The following is a 24708-nucleotide window of genomic DNA, read 5'->3' as shown; positions in this document are numbered from 1 at the left end:
AGCGCACGAGCTTCGCGCTCCGGGGTTACCTGTCGGTGCCTCGGGGCATGATGGTGGGATGGCCACGCACAGTATCGGCACCGACATCATGGAGAAGCTGTCGCGGCCGACTCGCGAGTGGTTCAACGGCGCATTTCCGGCTCCCACGTCGGCGCAGCTCGGTGCGTGGTCGTCCATTTCCAGCGGATCGCACACCCTGGTGGTCGCGCCGACCGGCTCGGGCAAAACGCTGTCGGCGTTCCTGTGGGCCCTCGACGAGCTGGCCCAGCTGGGTGCGGACAGCACCCGCAAGACCAAGGTGCTCTACATATCGCCGCTCAAGGCTCTGGCAGTGGACGTCGAGCGCAACCTGCGAGCTCCGTTGGTCGGCATCACCCAGACAGCCAAGCGTCTCGGTCTGAACCCGCCGGAGATTTCCGTCGGAGTCCGCTCGGGCGACACCAGCGCTGCCGATCGCCGGACCATGATCAAGACTCCGCCGGACATTCTGATCACCACTCCCGAGTCTCTGTTCCTCATGCTCACCTCTGCGGCGCGGGACATCCTGGCCGAGGTCGATACGGTGATCGTCGACGAGGTGCACGCCGTGGCAGGCACGAAGCGTGGCGCGCACCTCGCGGTGTCCCTCGAGCGCCTCGACGCGATGCTGGACAAGCCCGCGCAACGCATCGGCCTGTCCGCGACGGTGCGCCCCCACGAGGAAGTGGGCCGATTCCTCGCCGGTGCCGCCCCCATCGAGATCGTCGCCCCACCCGCACCGAAGACTTTCGACCTGACGGTTCAGGTGCCCGTGGAGGACATGACCGAACTCGGCGTCACCGACCCGAATGCGGACACCTCCGCCGCTCCCCCGGCTCAGGGATCGATCTGGCCGCACGTCGAGGAGAAGATGGTCGATCTCATCCTCGAGCACAAATCGTGCATCGTCTTCGCCAACTCGCGCCGGCTCGCGGAACGACTCACCGCGCGGCTCAACGAGGTGTACGCCGAACGTATCGGCGGCGGAGTCGATACCGAGCACAAACCACCATCTCAGGTGGGCACCGCATCCGACGTCAACCACGGTGCCGATCCTCTGCTGGCACGGGCCCACCACGGCAGCGTCAGCAAGGATCAGCGCGCGCTGATCGAAGACGATCTGAAGACCGGTCGTCTGCGCTGCGTTGTGGCCACCAGCAGCCTGGAGCTCGGAATCGACATGGGCGCAGTCGATCTGGTGGTCCAGGTCGAGGCACCGCCGTCGGTGGCCAGTGGTCTGCAGCGCGTCGGTCGCGCCGGCCACCAGGTGGGCGAGATCTCCAAGGGCGTGCTGTTCCCCAAGCACCGCACCGATCTCATCCATTGCGCGGTCACCGTCGAACGCATGACGTCGGGCAAGATCGAGGCCCTCTTCGTCCCGGCCAATCCCCTCGACGTCCTCGCCCAGCAGACCGTCGCGGCGTGCGCACTCGAACCCATCGACGCCGAGGATTGGTTCGAATCCGTCCGTCGCACCGGCAGTTTCGCCACTCTGCCCAGGTCTGCCTACGAGTCGACACTCGACCTGCTCTCGGGCCGTTACCCGTCGGACGAGTTCGCCGAACTACGGCCACGGCTCGTGTGGGACCGCGACGCCAACACTCTCACCGGCCGTCCCGGGTCGCAGCGACTGGCCGTCACGTCCGGCGGTACCATCCCCGACCGCGGCCTGTTCACCGTCTACATGGTGGGCGAAAAGCAGTCTCGGGTAGGCGAACTCGACGAGGAGATGGTCTACGAATCGCGAGTGGGCGACGTGTTCGCACTCGGTGCCACCAGCTGGCGCATCGAAGAGATCACGCACGACCGGGTGTTGGTCAGTCCCGCATACGGCCAACCGGGCAGGCTGCCGTTCTGGCACGGCGACGGCCTCGGTCGACCGGCCGAATTGGGCCGGGCCCTGGGCGAGTTTCTGCGGAGCACCACCGACCGCAGCAACCTGGCCGAGCGGCTGAGCACCGACGGTCTCGACGCCAACGCAGTCAACAACCTGATCGCTTTGCTCGACGAACAACTCGAGGCCACCGGCCAACTGCCCACCGACAAGACGATGATCGTCGAGCGCTTTCGCGACGAACTCGGCGACTGGCGATTGGTGCTGCACTCCACCTACGGTCAGCAGGTACACGCGCCGTGGGCCCTCGCGGTCGGCGCGAGGCTGATCGAGCGATACGGCATCGACGCCGCCCCCACCGCATCCGACGACGGCATCATCGTCCGGCTACCCGATACCGACGACCAGCCGCCCGGCGCGGAACTGTTCGTGTTCGAGCGCGACGAGATCGCCGACATCGTCACCGAGCAGGTCGGCGGATCGGCATTGTTCGCGTCGAGATTTCGCGAATGTGCTGCTCGCGCACTACTTCTGCCCCGACGCAACCCCGGCAAGCGCGCACCACTGTGGCAACAACGGCAGCGTTCGGCACAGCTGCTCGACGTCGCTCGTAAATACCCCACGTTCCCGATCCTGCTCGAAACCGTGCGCGAGTGCCTGCAGGACGTCTACGACCTCCCCGCCCTCGAAGACATCCTGGCCCGCATCGGGCGACGCCAGATCAGGATCGTCGACGTCGAGACGCCGTCACCGTCACCGTTCGCGAATTCGTTGCTGTTCAACTACGTCGGCGCTTTCATGTACGAGGGCGACAGCCCGCTCGCCGAACGGCGGGCCGCCGCACTGTCTCTCGATTCAGCTCTGCTGGCCGAGTTGCTCGGACGCGTCGAGCTGCGAGAGTTGCTGGACGACAGCGTCATCACCACCACCGAGCTCGAGTTGCAGCGACTGCCCGAGGACAGACACGCCAAGGACATCGAGGGTGTTGCGGATCTGCTGCGGCTGCTCGGTCCGCTGACCGCCGCGGAAGTCGGACAGCGCACCAACGGCGACGAATATCCGCAGTGGCTCGCCGAGTTGGCCGATGCAAAGCGGGCAATGGAAGTTTCGTTCGCCGGCCAGAACTGGTGGACGGCCATCGAGGACGCGGCTCGCTTGCGCGATGCACTCGGTGTTCCGCTACCGATCGGCACTCCCGCCGCGTTCATCGAGCCCGTCGACGACCCACTCGTCGACCTGATCAGCCGGTACGCCCGAACCCACGGACCGTTCACCCTCGACGACGCAGCAGCGCGGTTCGGCGTCGGTACCGCCGTGGTGCGTGACGTCCTGCGCCGACTGGCCGTCGACAAGCGCGTCGTCGAAGGCGAATTTCGTCCCGGTGCCACGGGCAGCGAATGGTGCGACGCGGAGGTTCTTCGGCGATTGCGGCGGCGATCTCTGGCGGCGGCACGGCAGGAAGTCGAACCCGTGTCCACCGCCACGCTCGGCCGCTTCCTGCCGGCGTGGCAGCACGTGGACAGTCGTCGGTTGAGCGGGATCGACGGTGTGGCAACGGTCATCGAACAGCTTGCGGGCGTGCCCGTTCCGGCGTCGGCGTGGGAATCTCTCGTGCTCGCCTCCCGGGTGAGCGACTACAGCCCCGCCATGCTCGACGAGTTGACCTCGACCGGCGAGGTGTTGTGGGCGGGCCACGGTGCAATCTCGTCCAAAGACGGTTGGGTGAGCCTGCACATGGCCGATACCGCGCCGCTGACTCTGGTGCCCGCCTCCGAATCCGACCTGTCCGAGTTGCAGATTCGCATTCAGGACGCAGTCGCCGGCGGCGGTGCGTACTTCTTCCGCCAGCTCTCCGACACCGTCGGCAGCACCGACGACACGGCTCTGCAGGCTGCGCTCTGGGAGTTGGTGTGGGCCGGACGACTGAGCAACGACACGTTCGCGCCACTGCGAGCGCTGTTGAACTCGACGGCCACCCGCTCCGCCCCGAGTCATCGATCACCGCGTCGAACCCCGCGCCTGCGTTCCTACCGTCAGTTCGAGCGGCCGTCTCTACCCACCCGCACCGGCCCCCCGACGGCCGGCGGTCGGTGGTCACGGTTGCCCGAACTCGAACCGGACCTCACCGTCCGGGCTCATGCCACCGCAGATGTACTTCTCGAACGCTATGGCGTGGTGACGCGTGGTTCGGTCATGAACGAAGGGGTCCCCGGCGGGTTCGCCACGATGTACAAGGTGCTCACGGGGTTCGAGGATTCGGGTCGCTGCCGACGCGGATACTTCGTCGATTCGCTGGGCGGCGCTCAGTTCTCCACCTCCGACGTCGTCGACCGTTTGCGCAGCTACGACGAACCGAAGAAGAACGCCACCGCCGTCGTACTCGCGTCCTGCGATCCGGCCAACCCGTACGGCGGAGCACTGCCCTGGCCGAAGGCCGGCGGCGAAGACACCGACGACACGACGAAGCACCGGCCGGGTCGCAAGGCGGGAGCGCTGGTCGTACTTGTTCGTGGGGAGTTGACGATGTTCGTCGAACGTGGCGGGAAGTCGGTGCTGACCTTCGGCGACAACACCGAGGACATCGCTTCTGCAGCAACGGCATTGGCGACCACGGTCAAGCGCGGCGGGGTGGACAAGTTACTGGTCGAACGGATCAACGGTCACGACATCCACGGCACGGACTTCTCCAAGACGTTGACCGCGGCCGGTTTCTCGGCGACTCCCCGCGGACTACGCCTGCGGCGCTGAGGCACCGCACCACTGACGAAGAAGAGAACCGAAGAACGAGAGAGGACGTAGATGCCCGAGGGCGATACCGTCTGGCGTGCCGCCAACACTCTGCGGGCAGCGCTCGAGGGCCAGCAGCTCACTGCCTGCGACATTCGTGTACCCCGTTACGCCACAGTCGACTTCACCGGCGAAACGGTCGAGTCTGTCGCGTCGAGGGGCAAACACCTGCTGATCAGAGTGGGCGGCTACTCGATCCACTCGCACCTGAAGATGGAAGGCACCTGGCACGTTTACGCACTGGGGGCTCGCTGGCGTCGTCCGGCCTTCCAAGCGCGGATCATTCTGAACACCGAGAAGGCGCAGGCCATCGGATTCGAGCTGGGCGTGCTGGAGATCCTCGAGAACGAGGACGACGCTGTCGGCTATCTCGGACCGGATCTACTCGGACCCGACTGGGACCCAGGTGTCGCCCTGACCAATCTGGAGTCGGACCCCGGCCGACCGATCGGCCTGGCCCTGCTCGATCAGCGCAACATAGCCGGACTCGGCAATGTCTACCGCAACGAGATCTGCTTCCTTCGCGGAGTCGATCCCCGCACGCCGGTCGAGGACTCCGGAGACCTGAAGAAGATGATCGACCTGTCCTTCCGCACCATCACCGCCAACAAGAATCGCAATCAGCGCGTCACCACCGGGGATCGTCGCGCGGGCCGTCACTTCTGGGTGTACGGCCGTGAGAACAAGCCGTGCAGGCGGTGCGGTACCACCATCGAGTTCGGACTGATCGGCGACAACCCACTCGAAGAACGGCAGATCTACTACTGCCCGCACTGCCAGAGATGACCGGCCTTCACAGAGCTTCGTCAGGTGAGACCAAGCCTGCTCACAGCTTGGCCGATCACCATGGATCGTATGTTGACACTTGCGATACTCACCCTGCTGGTCATGGCTGTCTCCGGCGCGACGGCTGCTCGCGCACCGCGGACGCTGGTTCGGGTTCCGTGACTCAGAGGGTCCGGACGGGTTCGAGAATTTCCTGACGCGCTTCGGGGGCGACGACGCGCAGGGCGTCGGCAGATTCGTCGTCCGGCTGACGCTGCGACGCGATCTCGGCCTCGACCCGAGCCCGGTACGTGTCGACCTCACGGTCGACCGTGGCCTCGTCCCACCCCAGGATCGGGGCGATGAGTGCGGCGACCTGACCCGCGCAGTTCATCCCACGATGCGAGTACTCGATGGAAATCCGGGTGCGCCGCGACAGCACGTCCTCGAGGTGCAGTGCGCCCTCGGCCGCAGCGGCATAGACCACCTCGACCTGCAGATAAGCGGGCGCGTCGGTCAACGGTTGCAGCAGTTCGGGTTTGCCGTCCGCCATGGCCAGCACCTCGTCGATCAGCGAGCCGTATCGGTCCAGCAGATGAGTCACTCGGTGCGGATGCAGCCCGTGTACTTCACCCAGGTGCGGGGCCTGATTGACCAGGGCGAAGTAACCGTCCGCGCCGACGAGCGGCACCTTCTCGGTGATCGACGACGCCACCCGCGCCGGGATGTCCTCGGCCGCGAGATCCACTGCGTCCTCGGCCATCACCCGGTAGGTCGTGTACTTGCCACCTGCGATGGCAATGAGTCCCGGTGCCACCCGCGCCACCGCGTGCTCACGGGACAGCTTGGACGTCTCGTCGCTTTCACCCGCCAGTAGCGGCCGCAATCCCGCGTAGACGCCGTCGATGTCGTCGTGCGTGAGCGGCGTGACGAGCACCCCGTTGACTTCGCCGAGGATGTAGTCGATATCGGCTTTGGTCGCGGCGGGGTGCGCGAGATCGAGGTTCCAGTCGGTATCGGTGGTCCCGATGATCCAGTGCGCGCCCCACGGAATGATGAACAGCACGGACTTCTCGGTGCGCAGAATGATCGCGGCTTCGCTGACGATGCGATCGCGCGGCACCACGATGTGCACACCCTTCGAGGCCCGTACTCGGAAGCGACCACGCATGTTCGACAGCGACTGTATTTCGTCGGTCCACACGCCCGTGGCGTTGATCACCACGTGCGCACGCACCTCGGTGGTGGCCCCGGTCTCCGAATCTCGCACTCGCACACCGGAAACACGGTCGGCTTCACGGAGGAACCCCACGACCTGAGTGGATGTACGCACCACCGCGCCGTAGTGGGCTGCCGTTCTGGCGACGGTCATCGTGTGCCGCGCGTCGTCGACGACGGTGTCGTAGTACCGAATTCCGCCGATCAGCGATTTCCGCTTGAGGCCGGGCGACATCCGCAGGGCACCCGAACGGGTCAGATGCTTCTGTTGCGGAACCGATTTGGCACCGCCCATCCGGTCGTACAGAAAGATACCCGCCGCGATGTACGGGCGCTCCCACCCCCGATGGGTGAGGGGGAACAGGAATTTCAGCGGTTTGACCAGATGCGGCGCGAGTGTGGAGAGCGAGAGTTCACGTTCGTGCAGCGCCTCACGGACGAGTCCGAACTCGAGTTGTTCGAGGTAGCGAAGGCCACCGTGGAACATCTTGGACGAGCGAGAGGACGTGCCCGACGCGTAGTCACGCGCCTCCACGAGCGCCACCTTCAGGCCTCGTGTTGCGGCGTCGAGCGCGGCACCCGAACCCACGACGCCACCGCCGACGACCACGACGTCGAATTGTTCGCGTCCGAGCTGGTCCCACGCCTCCACCCGTTGGGTGGGTCCGAGGAACTTCGTGTTCGATCGGTTGCTCACTGGACGCTCCCTGTCCTCGAAAATTCCTCGCGATGTCTCCCACGTCAGGCTACCGCCCCAGGTCGGCCGAGCGCAGAACCAGCGCAGGCTGGTCGCGGTTCAGCTCCGCCGTGTCATCGACGCATGTGCCGCGCTCAGCCGCCGCACCGCCTCGTTCAGCACCTCCGGTGTGGAGCCGGCGAAGCTCAACCTCAGCGAGTGGCGGAAGTACTCGGCCGACGTAGACGTTGCAGCGCGCACGAACGCGCTACCCGGCACGAACGCGACGCCGTGCGCGAGCGCCACAGCGAGCAGCTCGGTGGTATCGGTCCCGTCACGAAAGGTCGCCCATGCGAACATTCCACCTGTGGGTCGCGAGACGTCCAGCGCCGAACCGAATTCCCCGGACAGAGCGCTCGTCAATGCGTCTGCGCGACAACCGTACTCACGCCGAAGATCGGTCAGGTGGGCCGCCAGCCACTCGGTGTCGCCCAGCAGGTCGGCCGCCATCAGCTGTGTCAGCGAGGAACCGCACAGATCGGCACCCTGTTTGAGCAGTTCCACCGCCGCGCACACTCGGGGCGGGGCAACGAACCATCCCACGCGCAGAGTCGGCGCCAGGATCTTCGACGCGCTCGACAACCTGACGACACGATCGCTGTGACACGCGATCGGCAACGGGGACGGTCCGGATTCGATTGTGTCGAACCAGATCTCGCCGTACGGATCGTCCTCGATGATCCAGAATCCGTACCGGTTGGCCAGGGCCGCGAGTCGGCGACGGCGAGCCTCGGTCATCGTCACGCCGCGGGGGTTGTGAAAGTTGGCGACCGTATGGACCACCGCGGGCCGCAGGCCGGCGAGCAGCCGCGCTTCGAGCTCGTCGACATCCATCCCGCCATCGGTGATGGGGATGGATTCGATCTGCGCCTCGGCAATCGAAAACACCTGCAGCGCTCCGGTATACGCCGGTTCGTCGACCACCACGACGGCACCCGGGTCGATCAGCGCCTGCGCGAGCAGTGTCAAGGCCTGCTGCGATCCGTGCGTCACGACGACGGATTCCACCGGAACGGTACCCCCTTCGCGTGCGAGGGTTTCCCTGGCTGCAATGACGCGGCGCAGGGCTCGGTGGCCGGAGGTCTCGCAGTACTGCACTGCGTCGGAGTGTCGCAGCACTGCGTCCGCTGCGGCAGCGATGCGGTCGACCGGTATGAGATCTGTGGCCGGTAAACCGCCGGCCAGGCTGATGATCTCGTCGCGAGCGGTCAGGGCCAGAAGGTCGCGGATGGCCGAGCTGTCGAGTGTTGCGGTGCGTCGGGCCAAGCCGGCAAACGGATGAATCGAAGACACGAAAGAGACTCCAGGGCAGCAGGGACGGGAAGAACGGCCCGCGGATCCGCAGAGTCGAAGAGAGAGCGGACGGGTGTGTCCGCTCTCTCGACTATGTCATGTGCGTCCGAAATATGAAACGCGTTTCTCACATTGCGAGATCAGTCCAGATCGTCGTGCGCCATCAGCTGGCGCGCGGCCTCGATGACCGAACCCGACAGCGACGGATAGACCGAGAACGTGTTGGCCAGGTCGTTCACCGACAGATTGTTCTGCACGGCCATCGCGATCGGAAGAATCAACTCCGATGCGCTCGGAGCAACCACCACACCACCGATGACCACACCGGTGGCGGGGCGACAGAAAATCTTGACGAAACCACGCTTGAGACCACTCATCTTCGCTCGCGGGTTGGTCGTCAACGGCAACATCACCGTGCGTGCCGGTACGTCGCCTGCATCGATCGCGGACTGTGCGACGCCGACCGATGCGATCTCGGGCCGCGTGAACACCGCCGACGCCACGGTCTTGAGCTTGATGGGACTGACGGCCTGGCCCAGGGCGTGGTACATCGCGATGCGTCCCTGCATCGCGGCCACCGACGCCAACGGCAGCAGACCCGTGCAGTCACCCGCCGCGTAGATGCCCGCGACCGCAGTACGAGACACGCGGTCGACACGCAGGTATCCACCCTTGTCGAGCTCGATCCCGACCTTCTCCAAACCGAGTCCCGACGTGTTCGGGACCGATCCGACGGTCATCAGCGCGTGGCTGCCCTCGACGGTGCGCCCGTCGGACAGCGTGACGACGATACCGTCGTCGGTGCGGACGACCGAGTCTGCGCGGGCATGCTTGACGAGGGTGACGCCACGTTCGTTGAACGCGTCTTCGAGCACAAGGGCAGCGTCCTCGTCCTCGTGCGGGAGGACGCGATCGCGGCTCGATACCGCGGTGACCTTGACGCCCATCTCGGTGTAGGCCGAGACGAACTCGGCACCGGTCACACCGGATCCCACGACGACAAGGTGTTCTGGCAGTGCTTCGAGGTCGTACAACTGCCGCCAGTTGAGAATGCGTTCGCCGTCCGGCTCGGCACCCTTGACGACGCGGGGGCGCGCTCCGGTGGCGACGAGGACGACATCGGCGTCGAGAATTCGCTCCTCGCCGTCGGCCAACACCGCCTTGATCTGGTGCGAGGCCAATCCGACGTGCGTGTCGATCATCTCGGCGCGACCGGCCAGTATTTCGACGCCCACCGAGGTGACCCGGTGCGCGATGTCGGTGGACTGCGCCTGCGCGAGGCTCTTCACTCGCGAATGAATCTGGGGCAGCGCGACCGCTGCCTGTGATGGGTCGAGTGAGATTCCGAGGTCGCTCGCGCGACGCATCTCGGTGCGAATGCCGGTCGAGGCGATGAACGTCTTCGACGGCACGCAGTCCCACAGAACGCACGCACCACCGATGCCGTCGGAATCGACGAGCGTCACCTGTCCGCCGTGCTGCGCCGCCACCAATGCTGCTTCGTACCCTGCCGGACCACCACCGATGATCACAATCCGGGTCATTGATCCTCTTCTCGCGTGCTGAAATCTTTGTACTGTGTCACGTCAACGGTATTGCAGTGTCCGGTTCCGCGCGTCGGTAAGGCTAGCTTCACTCCACCCGCCGCTCGGCGTACCTGCGACGACGCACCGAAACACCACCACGGGGCGTCAACGGGCGGCGATACGGTTTAGGCTGGCCGACGTGCCAATTTATGCCGCCTACGGATCGAACATGCATCCGGAGCAGATGTTGCAGCGTTGCCCCCACTCACCGCTGTCGGGAACCGGGTGGCTGCACGGGTGGCGCTTGACCTTCGGCGGTGGCGACATCGGCTGGGAGGGCGCGCTCGCCACGATCGTCGAGGACCCGGACTCACAGGTCTTCGTGGTGCTCTACGACGTCTCCGATGAGGACGAGGAGAGCCTGGATCGGTGGGAGGGCTCGGAGCTCGGCATCCACCGCAAGATCCGGCTGCGCATCGAGACCGGAGGCGAGCCGGTCCTGGCGTGGCTCTACGTTCTCGACGCCTACGAGGGTGGCCTACCGTCGGCACGCTACCTCGGGGTCATGGCCGAGGCCGCCGAAATTGCCGGTGCCCCAGCCGAATACGTGCGCGACCTACGCACCAGGAACAGCCGCAACGTAGGACCGGGCACCACGTCGTAGAAGTTCGCGGTCAGCGGCGACGACAACCGCCCGACCGCTAGTTCGGGTCCAATGCGATTCCGGTCATCACTTTCACACCCACGGCCAAGGCTCGCTCGTCGAGGTCGAATGTCGGCTGATGGATGTCGAGTTGCGGACCGGTCCCCGACCACACGCCCAGTCGGGCCATCGCTCCCGGCACGTTCTCCAGGTACCACGAGAAGTCCTCGCCGCCACCGGACTGCGCCGTGTCGGCCAATGCTGTCGGGCCGACTCGGCCGATGGCCTTCTCGAAGGTGGCCGTGGACGCCGGATCGTTCACCACAGGCGGTACGCCGCGACGGTAGTGCAGCTCGAAGCGCACCCCGGTCGGTGCCAGCAGACCGGTGACGATCTCGGAAACGAGCGGCTCGAGCAGCGCCCACGTTTCGTGGTCGCCGGTCCGTACTGTTCCGGTGAGCATGCCGGTCTGCGGAATGGCGTTGGGGGCCTGCCCCGCCACGACCGCGCCCCAGACCATCACTGTGCTGGTTCGCGGATCGATTCGTCTGCTCAACATGCCGGGCAGCCCGGTGATGACGGTGCCCAACGCGTAGACCAGATCGGTCGTCAGATGGGGCCTCGACGTGTGCCCGCCCGGCGAGTCCAGACGCAATTCGACGGTGTCGGCGGCGGAGGTGATGGCCCCGACACGCACTCCCACCTGCCCCACCTCGAGCCGAGGATCGCAGTGCAACGCGAAAATCTTCGACACCCCATCGAGCGCTCCCGCGGCAACAGCGTCGAGTGCACCGCCCGGCATGACCTCCTCGGCAGGTTGGAAGATCAGCCGAACGCCATGTTGCAGGTCCGGCAGCGACGCCAGCGCGAGTCCGGTCGCCAGCAGCACCGTGGTGTGCGCATCGTGCCCGCACGCGTGGGATACGCCGGGAACCGTCGACGTGTACGGCGCACCGGTGATCTCCTGCAGCGGCAACGCGTCCATGTCCGCACGCAGCGCGACGCGTGGGCCGTCGGGACCGATATCGCAGATCAAGCCCGTGCCGCCGGGCAGAGGTTTGGGTGACAGGCCTGCCGCCGACAGCTGCTCCATGACGAACGCCGTCGTAGCGAATTCACGACGGGCCAGTTCCGGATGGGCGTGAATGTGCCGACGCCACAGGGACAGATCTTCTGTGTGAGCGTGGATCCACCGATCGATCGCGGCTTCACGTGAACTCATCCGAACTTCTGCCTCTTCGCCTGCGCTCATCCGAACTTCTGCCTCTTCGCCTGCGCTCATCCGAACTTCTGCCTCTTCGCCTGCGCTCATCGCTGCGCCGCCGATCGAGCGTTCACACCGTCGAGCAGACGCGCCCGGGTCTGTGGATCGGCTGCGGCGCGAGCGGCCGTTCCGGCGAGGGCGAGAGCACCGTCGAGCAGTGCACGGTCGGCGGACTCGGTGACACACGCTGCGGCGAACTCCGGTTGATGCGTCACCGCCCCTCCGGCATCGAGGCCGACGACGGGGTGGATTCCGGGTAGAACATTCGTCACGTTTCCCATGTCAGTGCTGCCCAACGGGCGAAATCCTTCCAAATCCGGTGCCAAGGGCGACCGTCCCAATGATTCGATTTCCTGACGAAATGCCGCCACCAGCCACGAATCCGGGGTCAGGGCCGCGTACGTCGGCGACACCGTGCGGATTTCGTGTGTGCATCCGGTGGCAATGGCACCCGCCTCGAAACAGGCGAACGTCTTCTTCGTCAGCGCCTCGAGTGACTCGGTGCTGTTCGCGCGAAGATAGTAGAGCAGCTCGGCATGTCCGGGCACGATGTTCGGCGCGACGCCGCCGTCGCTGACGATGCCGTGCAGTTGCTGGCCGGGCGAGAGGTGCTGCCGAATGAGCCCGAGCGCCACCTGTGCGACGGTGACGGCATCGCCCGCGTTGATTCCCCACTCGGGGGCGGCCGAGGCATGGGCAGCGCGGCCGGTGAATTCGACGGCAACGTCGGCCAATGCCAGCGACGTCGCGCCCACGATGTCGAACGGGCCCGGATGCACCATCAGTGCGGCACCGATGTCGTCGAAGACGCCGCGCTCGAGCATCAGGACCTTGCCGCCGCCGGTTTCCTCGGCAGGGGTGCCGAGCACTCGGACCGTGATGCCGAGCGCATCGGCCACCGGCGCGAGCGCCAGGGCGGCACCCACCGCGGACGCGGCGATGATGTTGTGGCCGCAGGCATGACCGATCTCGGGCAACGCGTCGTACTCCGCGCAGATTCCGATCACGAGCTCGCCACTACCCACCGACGCGGTGAATGCGGTGTCGATGCCGGCGACCCCGGATTCGATCTCGAAATGGTGGGCGCGAAGCGTGTCGAGGACCTTCGCAACGCTGCGATACTCCTCGAACGCCAGTTCCGGTTCTGCGTGAATCGAATGCGACAGCGCAACCAGTTCGTCGGTTGCGTGAGCGAGCGCGCGGCCGATCTCCTCGCCCACGGCGGCACTGTTCGGTTCGTCGATCACGAGAGACAGTGTGTCACTAGCGCGGCGGCGTGTCGGAACGGCTGTGCCGACTCCGAGCCCGAACAGTGCCGGACGAGGCTAGTTGCCGAAGCTGAAGTTGCTGTCGTCCGTCGGCGTCGTCAGCGCAGCGAGCAGGTCCGCGTGCATCCGACTCTTGATGCCGGCCAGGTTCGCTCCCCGGGTGCTGGTCAGCGCCGCCGCCTTGGCAACGGCGTCGGAGACCACCGATTCCTCGGACGCGGTGGCCTCGACGATTCCGGCGGCCACCGCATCGGCCCCGCCGTAACGACGGCCGGTCAGCATTGCCTCGACGGCGGTCTGCTTGGGCAGCCTGGAGTTGATCAGGGCAGACATACCGACGGTGAACGGCATGTTGAGGTTGACCTCCGGCAGGCAGTAGAAGCCTCGGTCTGCGCGCTGGATACGGAAATCCTGCGATGTTGCGAACATCGCGCCGGCACCGAACGCATGGCCCTGCACCGCTGCGACCGTGGGCATCGGGAACGCCAGCAGCCGCGTGTAGAGCGTGTGCACGCGGTCGAGGTACCAGGTGATCCGGTCCAGGTTCGCGAACAGCCAATCGGTATCGAGTCCGTTGCTGTAGAACTTGCCCGCCGAGGTGGTGACCAGCGCGGCCGGACCGGTCGATGCCTCGACCTCGTCGAGCAGTGCATGGACGGCATCTATCCAGTCGGGGTGGAACCTGTTCTCTGGGTTGCCCGCGCCCTCCTGGGCACCGAGGAACAAGATGTGGACATCACCGTCGCGTTCGAGATAAGGCATGCAGCGGATACTACTCGGCGGTAACTTCCCGGTCGCACCGTCTCGGTTCCACATCCATCGCAGCGATCTCATACTGTTGTTCATCGTGGCAACTTCCGACGCACGAGCAACCGATCCCGTGACCGATCCCGACGCGGCGGCGCGCACCGCCGCCGATGCTCTCGCTGCAGCGACCGGCATCGACACCCATACCGTCGCCATCGTCCTCGGCTCCGGCTGGCAGGCGGCCGCAGATGTCTTCGGCTCCCCCACCGCGACCGTGCGCATGGCCGATCTCCCCGGCTTCGCGCCGCCGTCCGCGTCGGGCCACTCCGGCACGATCACCTCGGTGGACGTGGGCGGAACCCACACTCTGTTACTTCAGGGCCGTACGCACGCCTACGAGGGCCACGACCTCCGACGCGTCGTGCACCCGGTGCGCACCGCGATCGCGGCAGGCGCGACGACCGTCGTCCTGACCAACGCCGCCGGCGGCATCCGTGAAGGCATGAGCGTCGGCCAACCGGTTCTGATTTCCGATCACCTCAACCTGACCGCCCGTTCGCCGCTCGTCGGCGCCGAATTCGTCGATCTCGTCGGTGCCTACTCACCCGAACTCCGCGCTCTCGCGGCCGAGATCGATCCGTCTCTCGAGGACGGCGTCTACGCGGGACTGCCGGGCCCTCACTACGAGACGCCTGCCGAAATCAAGATGCTGCGCACGTTCGGTGCAGATCTGGTGGGCATGTCGACTGTGCACGAGACGATCGCCGCCCGTGCAAAGGGTGCTCGCGTGCTGGGAATTTCGTTGGTTACCAACCTCGCTGCCGGCATGACCGGAGAACACCTCGATCATTCCGAAGTGCTCGCTGCGGGCAAGGATTCGGCAGCTCGGATGGGCGCTCTGCTGCACGAGTTGGTCACCCGGCTGTGATCGAGGATCTCACCGAACGCGTGCAACGCTGGATCGCGGGAGATCCCGATCCGGCGAGCCGCGACGAACTCGACGGCCTCTCCGATTCCGAACTCGCGGACCGATTCAGCGGTCCGTTGACCTTCGGCACCGCCGGTCTCCGAGGGCCGGTGCGCGCCGGCCCGAACGGCATGAACGTCGCCGTGGTCGTACGAGCAACCGCCGGTATCGCAGCGTGGTTGCTCGGGCAGGGCCTCGGAGGATCCACGGTCGTGGTGGGCCGTGACGCGCGCACCGGTTCGGAACAGTTCGCCTTCGCGGCGGCGGAAACGTTGGCTGCGCAGGGATTTTCGGTGGTCCTTCTGCCTCGACCACTCCCCACGCCCGTTGTCGCCTTCGCCGTACGGGCGCTCGATGCCGAGCTGGGGGTGCAGATCACCGCATCGCACAACCCCGCCGCCGACAACGGGTACAAGGTGTATCTGCGGGGCGGGTCGCAGTTGGTTCCGCCGAGCGATGCCCAGATCGAGGCGCTCATCGACGCCAGCGCAGATGCAGTCGACGTGCCTCGCACAGCCGTCGAGCCCAGCGGCTCGGACATCGCGTCGCGCTATCTCGATTCGGTTGTGAGACTGCCCCGTTCGAGATCACGAGATGTTCGTATCGCCCTGACAGCACTGCACGGCGTCGGCGGAGAACTCGCCGTGGCGGCACTGCGCGGCGCTGGGTTCCGCGACATCCGGGTGGTCGAGGAGCAGTTCGAGCCCGATCCGTCCTTCCCGACGGTGACCTTCCCCAACCCGGAAGAGCCGGGTGCTGCGGACGCGGTTCTCGCGCTGGCGGCCGAGACCGACGCCGACCTCGCCGTGGCACTCGACCCCGATGCCGATCGCTGCGCAGTCGGAGTCCGAGATGCTCACGGTTGGCGGATGCTGACCGGGGACGAAACCGGCGCTCTGCTGGCCGACTACCTGCTGCGTGACGCACCGCCCGGCTCACTGGTGGCCAACACCATCGTGTCCTCGCAGCTGCTCTCGGCACTGGCACCGGCCCGCGGCGCGCGCTATGCCCGCACACTGACCGGTTTCAAATGGCTCGTGCGCGCCGGAGACGGCCTCGTGTACGCCTACGAAGAAGCGATCGGTCACTGCGTAGATCCGAATGTGGTGCGAGACAAGGACGGGATTTCTGCCGCCGTCGTACTGGCGGACCTCGCGGCAGCGCTGAAGCAGGACGGACGCACGCTACTCGACGTACTCGACGACCTCGCCGTCGAATTCGGAGTCCACAGCGGTGCGCAGGTGTCGCGCCGAGTGCAGGATCTCACCGACATCGGGGACATGATGCGCCGACTGCGCAGCACGCCGCCGACCGAGCTGGCCGGACGCACGGTGACTGTCATGGACTACGCCGACCGGGACGACGAGTTGCGCACCGACGCAGTCGAAATCGCGGGATCCGGACTCCGGGTCATCGTGCGACCGTCCGGGACCGAACCCAAGCTCAAGGCGTACCTCGAGGTCGTCGAGCCCGTCTCGGACCGGCAGGATCTGGCAAGGGCGAGAGCGACGGCGGACGAACTCCTGGCCCAGCTCTCCGCGTTCGCAAAAGAGCTGTAACTCAGAACAGTGCCGACTGCACCGCAGGCAGATCGGACGTGAAAGCCCCGAGTTCGATGCGCCGACCCTTCAATGCCGCTAGATCCGCGACGTAGGTCTGCTCGTCGACCGAGGCGATCACTGCCTGCCCGACGCATGTCCTGATCTGCAGTCCATGAGAGCCGGTTGCGACATCGGCGGGGTAGGCAACCCGAGTATCGTTTTCGCTCAATGTTTCCCGCCCCGCAGGCGGAGTCCACCGCTCCGCGATCGGCCGACATCCGCCGATCGCGGCGTCGGTCAACAGCTGACGGACCTGCTCCGCACGTGCGGCAGTGCCTGCCTCCAACCGGTCGAGATCGAGTGGCACGCACAGCGATGCTGCCTTCGTCGCCGACCGCACGGCCTGCCGTAGTCCGAGCCTTTCGGTCACCAGGTCCTCGGCGACACGCACGGCCTTGCCGTCGTCCGCGTACGCGACGTACTGCGCACAGATAGCCCCCTGCTCGGCCAGCCGACCCCATTTGCGAGTCTGCGCGGCTGTCCCGATCTTGAAGGTGCCGTTGGCAAATGCCGCCAGGTAGAGCCAATGCGGTGCCATGACATGCTTTTCCAGATCACGCGAGACGAATCCGCTGCGGTGCACGGTATGAACGAAACGAAACACGTCCTTGTCCGCGCACCGTGCGCACTGGCTCGACCCGACGGCCGGCTCTCGGCCCGGGCACGGAACGTACCGCGGTGGCCCGTCCGCAGTGAATGCCGTTCGGCCCGTGCAGTATCGGTCTGCCGAACCGCCGAGAGCGCGGTAGCTCAGTGTGTTACCCACCAGCTCCTGGAACTCGACCTGCTCGGTCTCGATGTCGAGCAGGCGCAACCGCGGGGTGTCAGGCCCGGCGGAAGGCCAGGACACCCCGAGCGCGAGCAGGGTTGCACCGGAGCGAATCAGCGGGGTCCGAACTGACGGTCGCCCGCGTCGCCGAGGCCCGGGACGATGAAGGCATTGTCGTTGAGTCCGTCGTCGATGCTCGCGGCAACGAGTCGCACCGGGAGTCCCGATGCTTCGAGCGCTGCGACACCTTCGGGGGCGGCCACGACGCAGATGGCAGTGACATCGGTTGCGCCGCGTCCGACGAGCAGCTCGATCGTGTGCACCATCGATCCACCGGTCGCCAGCATGGGGTCGAGCACATAGACCGGAGTCTGGGACAGGTCGTCGGGCAGGGACTCCATGTAGGGCACCGGCTGATGCGTCTGCTCGTCCCTGGCCATCCCGACGAACCCGACGCGAGACTGTGGAATCAGACCGCTCGCCTTCTCCACCATGCCGAGACCGGCACGCAGGACGGGCACGAGCAGCGGCGGACGAGCCAACCGGGTGCCCTGTGTGACCGCGACGGGAGTACGCACCTCGAACGTGTCGATGTCGGCGTCCCTGGTGGCCTCGTACACCAGCATGTGGGTGAGCTGGCGGAGCGCAGTGCGGAACGTGGCGTTGTCGCTCCGCTCGTCCCGCATGGTGGTGAGCAGGGCGGCGGCCAGTGGGTGGTCGACCACGTGTGTATCCATGTCTCACAGGATAAGGCCCAGCACCATGAGGCCCACACGATGAGCCCCACCGGAGGAGATCGCCGAGACGCACGGCGAACGGCAAGTCGTGGGAACCGATGTGCCCGCACTCGCGTCGAACCAGTTGGGCGTCGCATTCGGCGACTGCGCGAACGCACGCGATTTCAGGGGGACTCATGGACGAACTCGTCGTCGAGACCGAGGGGGTGCTCGCCTACGGCGCAGCGGCGTCGACCATGGCCGAGCAGATCGCGGCGGCCGGTGCTGCCGCCGCTGCCTGCGGGCCCGCCGTGTTGGCACCGGTGTTCGGCCTGATCGGGCAGGAATTTCTGGCCACGGTGACCGGAACCCATCTGGCGCATACCGATGCGGTCGTTCGCCTGGCGGGAGCTGTGGCGAGCCTCGGTTCTGCGGCCACCGACGCTGCGGTGTCGTACGCCCGCACCGACGACGCAACCGGGGCGGCCGTCACGGCCCACTCTGCCGGTCGCGCGTCGGACGCTCGGTAAGCGGCGATGATCGATCTACTCTCTCGCCCCATCGTCGAGCTGCTCGGTGCCTTCGGCGGCGGTACCGTTCCCTCCGGAGGCCCGGCCGACGTGTTGCGACTGTCGTCGGCTGCGATCGAGGCCGCACAGGGAATCGGCCGCATCGCGATCACCGAACTTGCTTCGAACTGGAACGGCGACGCTGCGGACGCAGCACTTCGGTACGCCGAGAACGCTCATGCCAGCGGTATAGCCCTTGCCGACCACGCGGACGACATCGCGGCCGTCGTCGATCGGGCATGTCGGGATACCGAGCAGGGTTTCGTCGAACTACAGGCAATAGTGCAGTCGTTCGTGGGCATCGCCCTCTCCGCAGGACCGATCATCGCCACCCCGATCGGGCAGACGATGCTGATCTCGGCCGCGATCGAGCACCTCGAGCGTGCCCTGGCGGTGGTCGCGCGTGTGCGCGCCGAACTGGCCGTGCACGCTGCGACAGCCGGCGAGCTGGCCTCCCCACCCGCGGTCCCCGCACCCATCGACTCCGGCCCGGCAGCAGTGCCGGGCTCGCCCTCCAATCTGATGACCTCACCCGCAACGGCGCAGGTCATAGAGACCGGGGAGAAGCTGGCGAAGACGTTCGCGCAGTCGCTCTCACCGACCGGCGGCACGCCGGACTCCCCCGGAGCCGGTGGAGCACAGCACTTCTTGGGCAATTCGGCGATGGATTCACCCCGCGCCGGGGACGCCGGCCGAGGAGTAGAGGTGCGATTGCCCGACGGGAGCACCGTCACTGCCCCCAACGCCGAAGCCGCAGGTGCCGTTCGCAGCGCGTTGACGCAGCAGGGCGTCCCCTACGCCTGGGGCGGTACGACGCCGGGCACCGGACTGGACTGCAGTGGGTTGACCCAATGGGCGTACGCACAGCAGGGCGTCGACATCCCCCGGCTGGCGCAGGAACAGGACATCGGCTCGTCGGTCGCGGCCGGTGACGTACAGCCCGGCGATCTCGCGGTGTGGGACGGCCACGTAGCGATGGTCATCGGCAACGGCCAGCTCGTCGAGGCGGGAGACCCGGTACAGGTAGGACCGATCAGAACGACCAACAGCGACATGGCATTCAAGGGCTTCTACCGCCCGACCCAGTAACGGTCGGACCGAACGAGAGGCAGACCGAATGAGAGGAAGTCGATGACGGACGCGAACACCACCGTCGTCAGCGCGGTATCGGCAACTCGATCCGGCTCGGTATCCGTTCGCGCCACCGAGCATGGAGTGCCGATCGCAATCGCTATCGACGAACGTGAACTACGTTACGGGGGAACAGCATTGGCGTCGACGATCCTGCATCGATGCACGCGGGCGACCACAGCCGCTCGGGCACAGCGCCGAATCCGGTTGGCCGAGGACGGGGTTCCCGCCGACATCCTCGATCGCCTGGGTCTGCCGACCGACGCCCGAGTGGCCGCCGACGCGAACGACGATCTGGCCCAGGATCCGGCACCCACGAGTTGGTTGCGACCGGTATGACCCACTCTCACCCCACCGATCTCGACACCGTGATCGACAAAGCCCGACACCGGCTCGACGGATTGCGCGAGACACAGGAGCGCGTCGACCACATCAGGATTCGAGTGGCCTCGCCCAACGGGCTCGTGACCGTCGTCGCGGACGGTACCGGGGCCATGGTCGGCCTCGATCTCGCGGAGGATCTCGGATCGGTGACTGCCCGCGAACTCGCGTCGACCATCGTTCTCACAGCCGCCGAGGCGGCGTCCGCAGCGTTGGACCAGCGCGAGACCATCCTGCAAAGTCTGCAGGCTTCGTTCACAGACTCCTGAGATAGGCTTCGCGCCATGGCTGGAGACATCATCCCGATCGAACTCGGTCTGACCGCCGGTGACTTCTCGACACTGTGGGCACCGGAGTGGCGAGAAGGCGACGACGAATGGGAGGCATTCCTCGGACACGAGGAAGATCTCTACGGATTCGCCACGGTTGCCGAGCTCGCCGCATTCGTCCGATCCGACGACGACAACGACCTCGTCGACCACCCGTCGTGGCCGGTGGTGTCCGCTCTCGCGGCCTACGAACTCGAGCCCGACGAGCTGCATCGGTTCGACCTCGTCGCAGTGCCCGAGTTGGTGGCTGCAGACCCCGAAGCCGACGTTCTCGCCGAACTGCGGGCCACCTTCGACATTGTCTCGTCCATCGGTGATGTCTGCGAACTACGGCCTGTCACAAGCTTTTTCGGAACAAATCCGTTCGTTGGAGCGGTGGCCGGTGGCGTCGAGAACTTTCTCGGCCGTGAAGGTGCCGAGCTGTGGGACCGCATCGGCGCAGCAGTGGCGAAGCAATGGGACGAAGTCCTCGACGCAGTCGATTCCATCGTGACCTCCCCCGACGTCGACAGCGCCGCCGTTGCCGTCGCCGACGCGGAGATCACCGCGGCTGCGGAGAACGCCGTCGATGCAGACGACGCAACGGACGACATCGACGACGACACCGAGGACGACGAGTCCGACGACGACGCAGAGAGCGACGAGGACGACGTCGACCGAGATCCCATCGCCGCTGCCGCGGCGGAGGAGACGTTCTGGACCACCGTCGGTATCGATCCCATTCGCATCATCACGTCCGACGACACGCTGTACACCCTGCGGTGCTACCTCGGCGACAAGCCCGTCTTCCTCGGCCGCGGTGGAGCCATCAGCGTGTTCGGGTCCGAGCGGTCGCTGGCTCGCTATCTCGCCGACGATCACGATCACGATCTGGCGCAGGTCAGCACCTACTCCGATGTTCAGACCGCCGCGATCGACGGCTCCCTGGACATCACGATCACCGACGACAACGTCTACGTCTTGCCCGGACTCGCCGACGACCTTGCCGACGGGCCCACCGCGGTGGACGTCGACCAGCTCGATCTTGCCGTCGAATTGTTCACCGATGCAGCCGATTTCGCCGGCGACAGCTCGGTGGACGAGGCCCTCGCCACGTCCACACCGTTGGGCTGGTACGTCTCGTACACCCTCGAGCCCAGTCCCGATCGGCTGGCCCCGAGCGCACCGTTCGACGTCGAGGCCGAGGCCTGGCGCGCCCTCGAGCGAGAGTTCGAGAGCCGTCTCCGCAAGAAGTAGGGCGTTCCCGTCCGGCCGCGCGCTCGCTCGTCAGCCGATCAGCACCGCGTAGCCAGGCTTGATGACGTCGTCGATCAACGCCAATCGCTCGTCGAACGGCAGGAATGCGGACTTCATCGCATTGATGGTGAATCGCTCGAGGTCACTCCACCCGTAGCCGAACGTATCCACCAGTTTGACCATTTCTCGGCTCATCGAGGTGTCGCTCATCAATCGGTTGTCGGTGTTCACGGTGACGCGAAACCGCAGTCGTGCGAGCAGATCGAAGGGGTGCGTCGCCAACGATTCGACGGCACCGGTCTGCACGTTGGAACTGGGGCACAACTCCAGAGGCATCCTGGTGTCGCGGACGTACGCGGCCAACAGACCGAGTGACGGCGTGCCGTCGGAGTTCGTGGTGATGTCGTCGGTGATCCGCACTCCGTGTCCGAGCCGGTCGGTCCCGCAGAACGCCACTGCCTCCTGGATCGACGGCAGACCGAACGCTTCGCCTGCGTGAATGGTGAAGTGCGCGTTGCTGGCTCGCATATATTCGAAGGCGTCGAGATGGCGGCTGGGAGGGAAGCCCGCCTCGGCCCCGGCGATGTCGAAGCCCACCACCCCGCGGTCACGGAAACGCACCGTCAGTTCCGCGATCTCTCGTGAACGTGCGGCGTGCCGCATGGCCGTCAGCAGGGTGCCTATGGTGATGTTCTTGCCCCGCACCTTGGCTGCGGAGATGCCCGCCTCGAAACCGGCGAGGGTGTGGGTGACGACCTCGTCGAGGGTCAGCCCGCGTTCGAGGTGCTGTTCCGGCGCGAAGCGCACCTCGGCGTACACGACGCCGTCGTCGGCCAGATCCTCGGCGCATTCGCGCGCCACCCTGAACAACCCCTCGGGGGTTTGCATGACGGCCACGGTGTGCGCGAAGGTCTCGAGGTAGCGCTCGAGCGATCCACTGTCCGCTGCGTCGCGGAACCACTCCCCCAGAGCGGCACCGTCGGTCGCGGGTAACCCGTCGTATCCGCATTCGTCGGCCAGTTCGAGCACGGTCTGCGGTCGGAGTCCGCCGTCGAGGTGGTCGTGGAGCAACGCCTTCGGAGCCGACCTGATGGACGCGAGATCGAGTGGCGCACTGCCACCGATCGAGGACTGAGTGTTCTCCGCGGTGCTCATGTGTCGACGGTAGCGCGCGTCGTGCGCGGACGCGCGCCTGTCATCGCCACTCGGCGAGTCCGCGGATTCCCCCGACGTCCGCCGCTTCCGCGACCTATTTCGTTGCATTGTTACTCCGATGAAAACTATTCCGTCGATACACAGCGAATCGGCGACGGAAATCGTAGTGTTCATCCATCACACGCGACCGATTCTGTCGGGTCCCCTTCCGACGCCTCGGTCGACTCGAACCTCGGAGAGACCTATGTCGATTGCGGAACCGCCCAACACCATTCCGGGCAAGGGACTCAACACCGGCGCGCTCGGGTTGGTCGGCAACATCGTCATCGGACTGTCGGCGGTGGCCCCGGCCTACAGTCTCGCCGCCACCCTCGGCTACGTCGTTCTGTCCGTCGGCGACAAAGCACCGTCGATGTTTCTCATCGCCTTCGTTCCGATGCTGCTCACCGCCTTCGCCTACCGCGAGCTCGGGCGCGACACACCGGACTGCGGTACGTCGTTCACCTGGGGCACCAAGGCCTTCGGGCCCTGGGTCGGTTGGATGGCCGGGTGGGGGCTGGCCGTCTCGGCGATCATCGTGCTGGCCAATGTCGCCGAGATCGCAGCCATCTACCTGTTCGAGTTCCTCGGCCTGTCGGACTTGGCGGAGTCCACCGCGGCCAAGGTCGCCCTCGGTTCGTTCTTCATCGTCGCGATGACCTACGTCAGTTTTCGCGGCATCCTCATCAGCGAACGCATGCAGAACGTGTTGCTGGTCGTCCAGTTCGGCGTACTCATCGGAGTGTCGGCGACGGCACTGGTCAAGGTGGGGACGGGTACGGCCGGTCCGCAGGCCATCACGCCGCAATGGAGCTGGTTGGTGCCCACCGGGGTGACGATGTCCGACGCGGCCCAGGCCATCATCCTGTGCATCTTCATCTACTGGGGATGGGATGCCTGCCTTGCCGTCGGCGAGGAAACGAAGGACTCGGAGAAGACGCCGGGACGAGCCGCAGTGATCACCACGCTGATTCTCGTCGCGACCTACGTGCTCGTCGGATACGCCGTGCAGTCGTTCGCGGGGTTCGGAGACACGGGTATCGGTCTGAACAATCCGGACAACGTCGACGATGTGCTCACCATTCTCGGCGATCCGGTCGCCGGCTCGATCGTCGCGTCGCTGCTGCTGTTGACGGTGTCCATCTCGGCGCTGTCCTCTACACAAACGACCATCCTGCCCACGGCCCGGGGAACACTGTCGATGGCTGTGTACGAGGCAATCCCCAAGCGGTTCGCCAGCGTGCACCCCAGGTACATGACGCCCGGCTTCGGCACGCTCGTGATGGGTGCCGCAGCCCTGATGTTCTACCTGGTGCTCACCTTCGTCAGCGCCAACGCGCTGCAGGATTCGGTGGCATCGCTCGGACTCGCGGTCGCGTTCTACTACGGCATCACGGCATACGCATGCACATGGTACTTCCGTCGGACACTGTTCTCGTCCGCCCGAAACCTGTTCATGCGCGGCATCTTTCCACTTCTCGGCGGGCTGTCCATGACGTGGGCGTTCGTGCAGAGCGCAGTCGACATGATCAAGCCCGACTACGGTTACACCGTCTACGGTCCGATCGGCGGTGTGTTCGTCCTCGGTGTCGGCATGCTGGTACTCGGAATCCCCCTGATGCTGCTGTGCTTCGTGGGTAACAAGGATTTCTTCCAGGGCAAAACACTCACCGCGTCCACCGAAGTCAAGGTTCCGGACACTTACTAGAAGAGAAG

The 24708-nt window shown here is 65.9% G+C and carries 20 protein-coding genes; 11 read left to right on the top strand and 9 right to left on the bottom strand.

Translation table 11 applies throughout. From position 1 onward, the window contains the following. Positions 1-58 precede the first annotated feature (58 nt). Both RFA01S_RS16750 and RFA01S_RS16745 read left to right on the top strand, forming a co-directional pair. Positions 59-4600, top strand: coding sequence for an ATP-dependent helicase (locus RFA01S_RS16750; protein WP_032408082.1), 4542 nt, complete (start codon positions 59-61; stop codon positions 4598-4600). A gap of 51 nt (positions 4601-4651) precedes the next feature. Then, positions 4652-5425 (top strand): DNA-formamidopyrimidine glycosylase family protein, encoded by a 774-nt coding sequence (locus RFA01S_RS16745; RefSeq protein ID WP_027496444.1) that lies wholly within the window; start codon positions 4652-4654, stop codon positions 5423-5425. A gap of 163 nt (positions 5426-5588) precedes the next feature. Here RFA01S_RS16745 and RFA01S_RS16740 read toward each other — a convergent pair whose 3' ends face one another. The 3 genes from RFA01S_RS16740 to RFA01S_RS16730 form a co-directional block, all read right to left on the bottom strand. Continuing rightward, positions 5589-7319 (bottom strand): glycerol-3-phosphate dehydrogenase/oxidase, encoded by a 1731-nt coding sequence (locus tag RFA01S_RS16740; RefSeq protein ID WP_027496443.1) that lies wholly within the window; start codon positions 7317-7319, stop codon positions 5589-5591. 99 nt (positions 7320-7418) lie between these two features. Next, entirely contained in the window at positions 7419-8651 is a 1233-nt protein-coding gene (locus RFA01S_RS16735; RefSeq protein WP_052060859.1) for an aminotransferase-like domain-containing protein, read from the bottom strand. Positions 8652-8791: 140 nt separating this feature from the next. Continuing rightward, positions 8792-10195: an NAD(P)H-quinone dehydrogenase gene (locus RFA01S_RS16730; protein WP_027496441.1), complete on the bottom strand. Its 1404-nt coding sequence runs from the start codon at positions 10193-10195 to the stop codon at positions 8792-8794. Between the two features lie 181 nt (positions 10196-10376). On the opposite strand from RFA01S_RS16730, the gene RFA01S_RS16725 reads away from it, so the two are divergent. Further along, entirely contained in the window at positions 10377-10841 is a 465-nt protein-coding gene (locus RFA01S_RS16725; RefSeq protein WP_027496440.1) for a gamma-glutamylcyclotransferase family protein, read from the top strand. A gap of 37 nt (positions 10842-10878) precedes the next feature. On the opposite strand, the gene RFA01S_RS16720 is transcribed toward RFA01S_RS16725, so the two are convergent. The 3 genes from RFA01S_RS16720 to RFA01S_RS16710 form a co-directional block, all read right to left on the bottom strand. After that, positions 10879-12042, bottom strand: coding sequence for a M20 family metallopeptidase (locus RFA01S_RS16720; protein ID WP_032408185.1), 1164 nt, complete (start codon positions 12040-12042; stop codon positions 10879-10881). 86 nt (positions 12043-12128) lie between these two features. Then, complete coding sequence (locus RFA01S_RS16715) at positions 12129-13304, bottom strand: M20 family metallopeptidase (RefSeq protein ID WP_052060876.1); 1176 nt, start codon at positions 13302-13304, stop codon at positions 12129-12131. Positions 13305-13409: 105 nt separating this feature from the next. Further along, the gene (locus tag RFA01S_RS16710) at positions 13410-14114 is read right to left on the bottom strand and encodes an enoyl-CoA hydratase-related protein (protein ID WP_032408081.1); all 705 of its coding nucleotides are present in this window, start codon (positions 14112-14114) and stop codon (positions 13410-13412) included. Positions 14115-14199: 85 nt separating this feature from the next. On the opposite strand from RFA01S_RS16710, the gene RFA01S_RS16705 reads away from it, so the two are divergent. Together RFA01S_RS16705 and RFA01S_RS16700 are read left to right on the top strand one after the other, a co-directional pair. After that, positions 14200-15027 carry a purine-nucleoside phosphorylase gene (locus RFA01S_RS16705; protein WP_048319886.1) on the top strand — a complete coding sequence of 276 codons (828 nt, stop codon included), beginning with the start codon at positions 14200-14202 and terminating at the stop codon, positions 15025-15027. Beyond that, positions 15024-16625 carry a phospho-sugar mutase gene (locus RFA01S_RS16700; protein WP_032408080.1) on the top strand — a complete coding sequence of 534 codons (1602 nt, stop codon included), beginning with the start codon at positions 15024-15026 and terminating at the stop codon, positions 16623-16625. The genes RFA01S_RS16705 and RFA01S_RS16700 overlap by 4 nt, the downstream gene beginning before the upstream one ends. Position 16626: 1 nt before the next feature. On the opposite strand, the gene RFA01S_RS16695 is transcribed toward RFA01S_RS16700, so the two are convergent. Both RFA01S_RS16695 and upp read right to left on the bottom strand, forming a co-directional pair. Next, complete coding sequence (locus tag RFA01S_RS16695) at positions 16627-17517, bottom strand: DUF2797 domain-containing protein (RefSeq protein ID WP_238325161.1); 891 nt, start codon at positions 17515-17517, stop codon at positions 16627-16629. Positions 17518-17549: 32 nt separating this feature from the next. Beyond that, positions 17550-18173, bottom strand: a complete 624-nt coding sequence (gene upp, locus RFA01S_RS16690) for a uracil phosphoribosyltransferase (RefSeq protein WP_027496434.1) — start codon at positions 18171-18173, stop codon at positions 17550-17552. Positions 18174-18349: 176 nt separating this feature from the next. Between upp and RFA01S_RS16685 the strand changes: the two genes are divergently transcribed. Genes RFA01S_RS16685 through RFA01S_RS16665 form a run of 5 tightly spaced genes read left to right on the top strand, consistent with a single transcriptional unit; the run spans position 18350 to position 21798 of the window. Next, positions 18350-18682, top strand: a complete 333-nt coding sequence (locus tag RFA01S_RS16685; RefSeq protein ID WP_032370666.1) for a type VII secretion target — start codon at positions 18350-18352, stop codon at positions 18680-18682. Between the two features lie 6 nt (positions 18683-18688). After that, positions 18689-19810 carry a C40 family peptidase gene (locus tag RFA01S_RS16680; RefSeq protein ID WP_032408079.1) on the top strand — a complete coding sequence of 374 codons (1122 nt, stop codon included), beginning with the start codon at positions 18689-18691 and terminating at the stop codon, positions 19808-19810. Between the two features lie 42 nt (positions 19811-19852). Further along, positions 19853-20191 carry a hypothetical protein gene (locus RFA01S_RS16675; RefSeq protein WP_032408078.1) on the top strand — a complete coding sequence of 113 codons (339 nt, stop codon included), beginning with the start codon at positions 19853-19855 and terminating at the stop codon, positions 20189-20191. Continuing rightward, positions 20188-20502, top strand: a complete 315-nt coding sequence (locus RFA01S_RS16670) for a YbaB/EbfC family nucleoid-associated protein (RefSeq protein WP_052053775.1) — start codon at positions 20188-20190, stop codon at positions 20500-20502. The genes RFA01S_RS16675 and RFA01S_RS16670 overlap by 4 nt, the downstream gene beginning before the upstream one ends. Positions 20503-20517: 15 nt before the next feature. After that, on the top strand, positions 20518-21798 hold the full coding sequence (locus RFA01S_RS16665) for a SatS C-terminal domain-containing protein (RefSeq protein WP_032408077.1): 1281 nt from the start codon (positions 20518-20520) through the stop codon (positions 21796-21798). Between the two features lie 30 nt (positions 21799-21828). Here the strand turns inward: RFA01S_RS16665 and RFA01S_RS16660 are convergent, their stop codons facing one another. Continuing rightward, positions 21829-22953, bottom strand: coding sequence for an adenosine deaminase (locus RFA01S_RS16660; protein ID WP_045841980.1), 1125 nt, complete (start codon positions 22951-22953; stop codon positions 21829-21831). 244 nt (positions 22954-23197) lie between these two features. Here RFA01S_RS16660 and RFA01S_RS16655 point away from each other — a divergent pair, with 244 nt between their 5' ends. Next, positions 23198-24700 carry an APC family permease gene (locus RFA01S_RS16655; RefSeq protein WP_032408076.1) on the top strand — a complete coding sequence of 501 codons (1503 nt, stop codon included), beginning with the start codon at positions 23198-23200 and terminating at the stop codon, positions 24698-24700. Positions 24701-24708 lie beyond the last annotated feature (8 nt).

Source organism: Rhodococcoides fascians NBRC 12155 = LMG 3623, assembly GCF_001894785.1.
Taxonomy (GTDB): domain Bacteria; phylum Actinomycetota; class Actinomycetes; order Mycobacteriales; family Mycobacteriaceae; genus Rhodococcoides; species Rhodococcoides fascians.
The sequence above is the reverse complement of the archived record's forward strand: the minus strand, read 5'-3'. Positions and strand labels throughout refer to the sequence as shown.

Bases quoted from the DNA above. Each gene is read 5' to 3' on its own strand.
- RFA01S_RS16660 (WP_045841980.1), bottom strand. From the start codon at position 22,953: ATGAGCACCGCGGAGAACACTCAGTCCTCGATCGGTGGCAGTGCGCCA.
- RFA01S_RS16675 (WP_032408078.1), top strand. From the start codon at position 19,853: ATGACGGACGCGAACACCACCGTCGTCAGCGCGGTATCGGCAACTCGA.
- upp (WP_027496434.1), bottom strand. From the start codon at position 18,173: ATGGATACACACGTGGTCGACCACCCACTGGCCGCCGCCCTGCTCACC.
- RFA01S_RS16750 (WP_032408082.1), top strand. From the start codon at position 59: ATGGCCACGCACAGTATCGGCACCGACATCATGGAGAAGCTGTCGCGG.
- RFA01S_RS16720 (WP_032408185.1), bottom strand. From the start codon at position 12,042: ATGAGTTCACGTGAAGCCGCGATCGATCGGTGGATCCACGCTCACACA.
- RFA01S_RS16680 (WP_032408079.1), top strand. From the start codon at position 18,689: ATGATCGATCTACTCTCTCGCCCCATCGTCGAGCTGCTCGGTGCCTTC.
- RFA01S_RS16670 (WP_052053775.1), top strand. From the start codon at position 20,188: ATGACCCACTCTCACCCCACCGATCTCGACACCGTGATCGACAAAGCC.
- RFA01S_RS16745 (WP_027496444.1), top strand. From the start codon at position 4,652: ATGCCCGAGGGCGATACCGTCTGGCGTGCCGCCAACACTCTGCGGGCA.
- RFA01S_RS16730 (WP_027496441.1), bottom strand. From the start codon at position 10,195: ATGACCCGGATTGTGATCATCGGTGGTGGTCCGGCAGGGTACGAAGCA.
- RFA01S_RS16685 (WP_032370666.1), top strand. From the start codon at position 18,350: ATGGACGAACTCGTCGTCGAGACCGAGGGGGTGCTCGCCTACGGCGCA.
- RFA01S_RS16655 (WP_032408076.1), top strand. From the start codon at position 23,198: ATGTCGATTGCGGAACCGCCCAACACCATTCCGGGCAAGGGACTCAAC.
- RFA01S_RS16710 (WP_032408081.1), bottom strand. From the start codon at position 14,114: ATGCCTTATCTCGAACGCGACGGTGATGTCCACATCTTGTTCCTCGGT.
- RFA01S_RS16665 (WP_032408077.1), top strand. From the start codon at position 20,518: ATGGCTGGAGACATCATCCCGATCGAACTCGGTCTGACCGCCGGTGAC.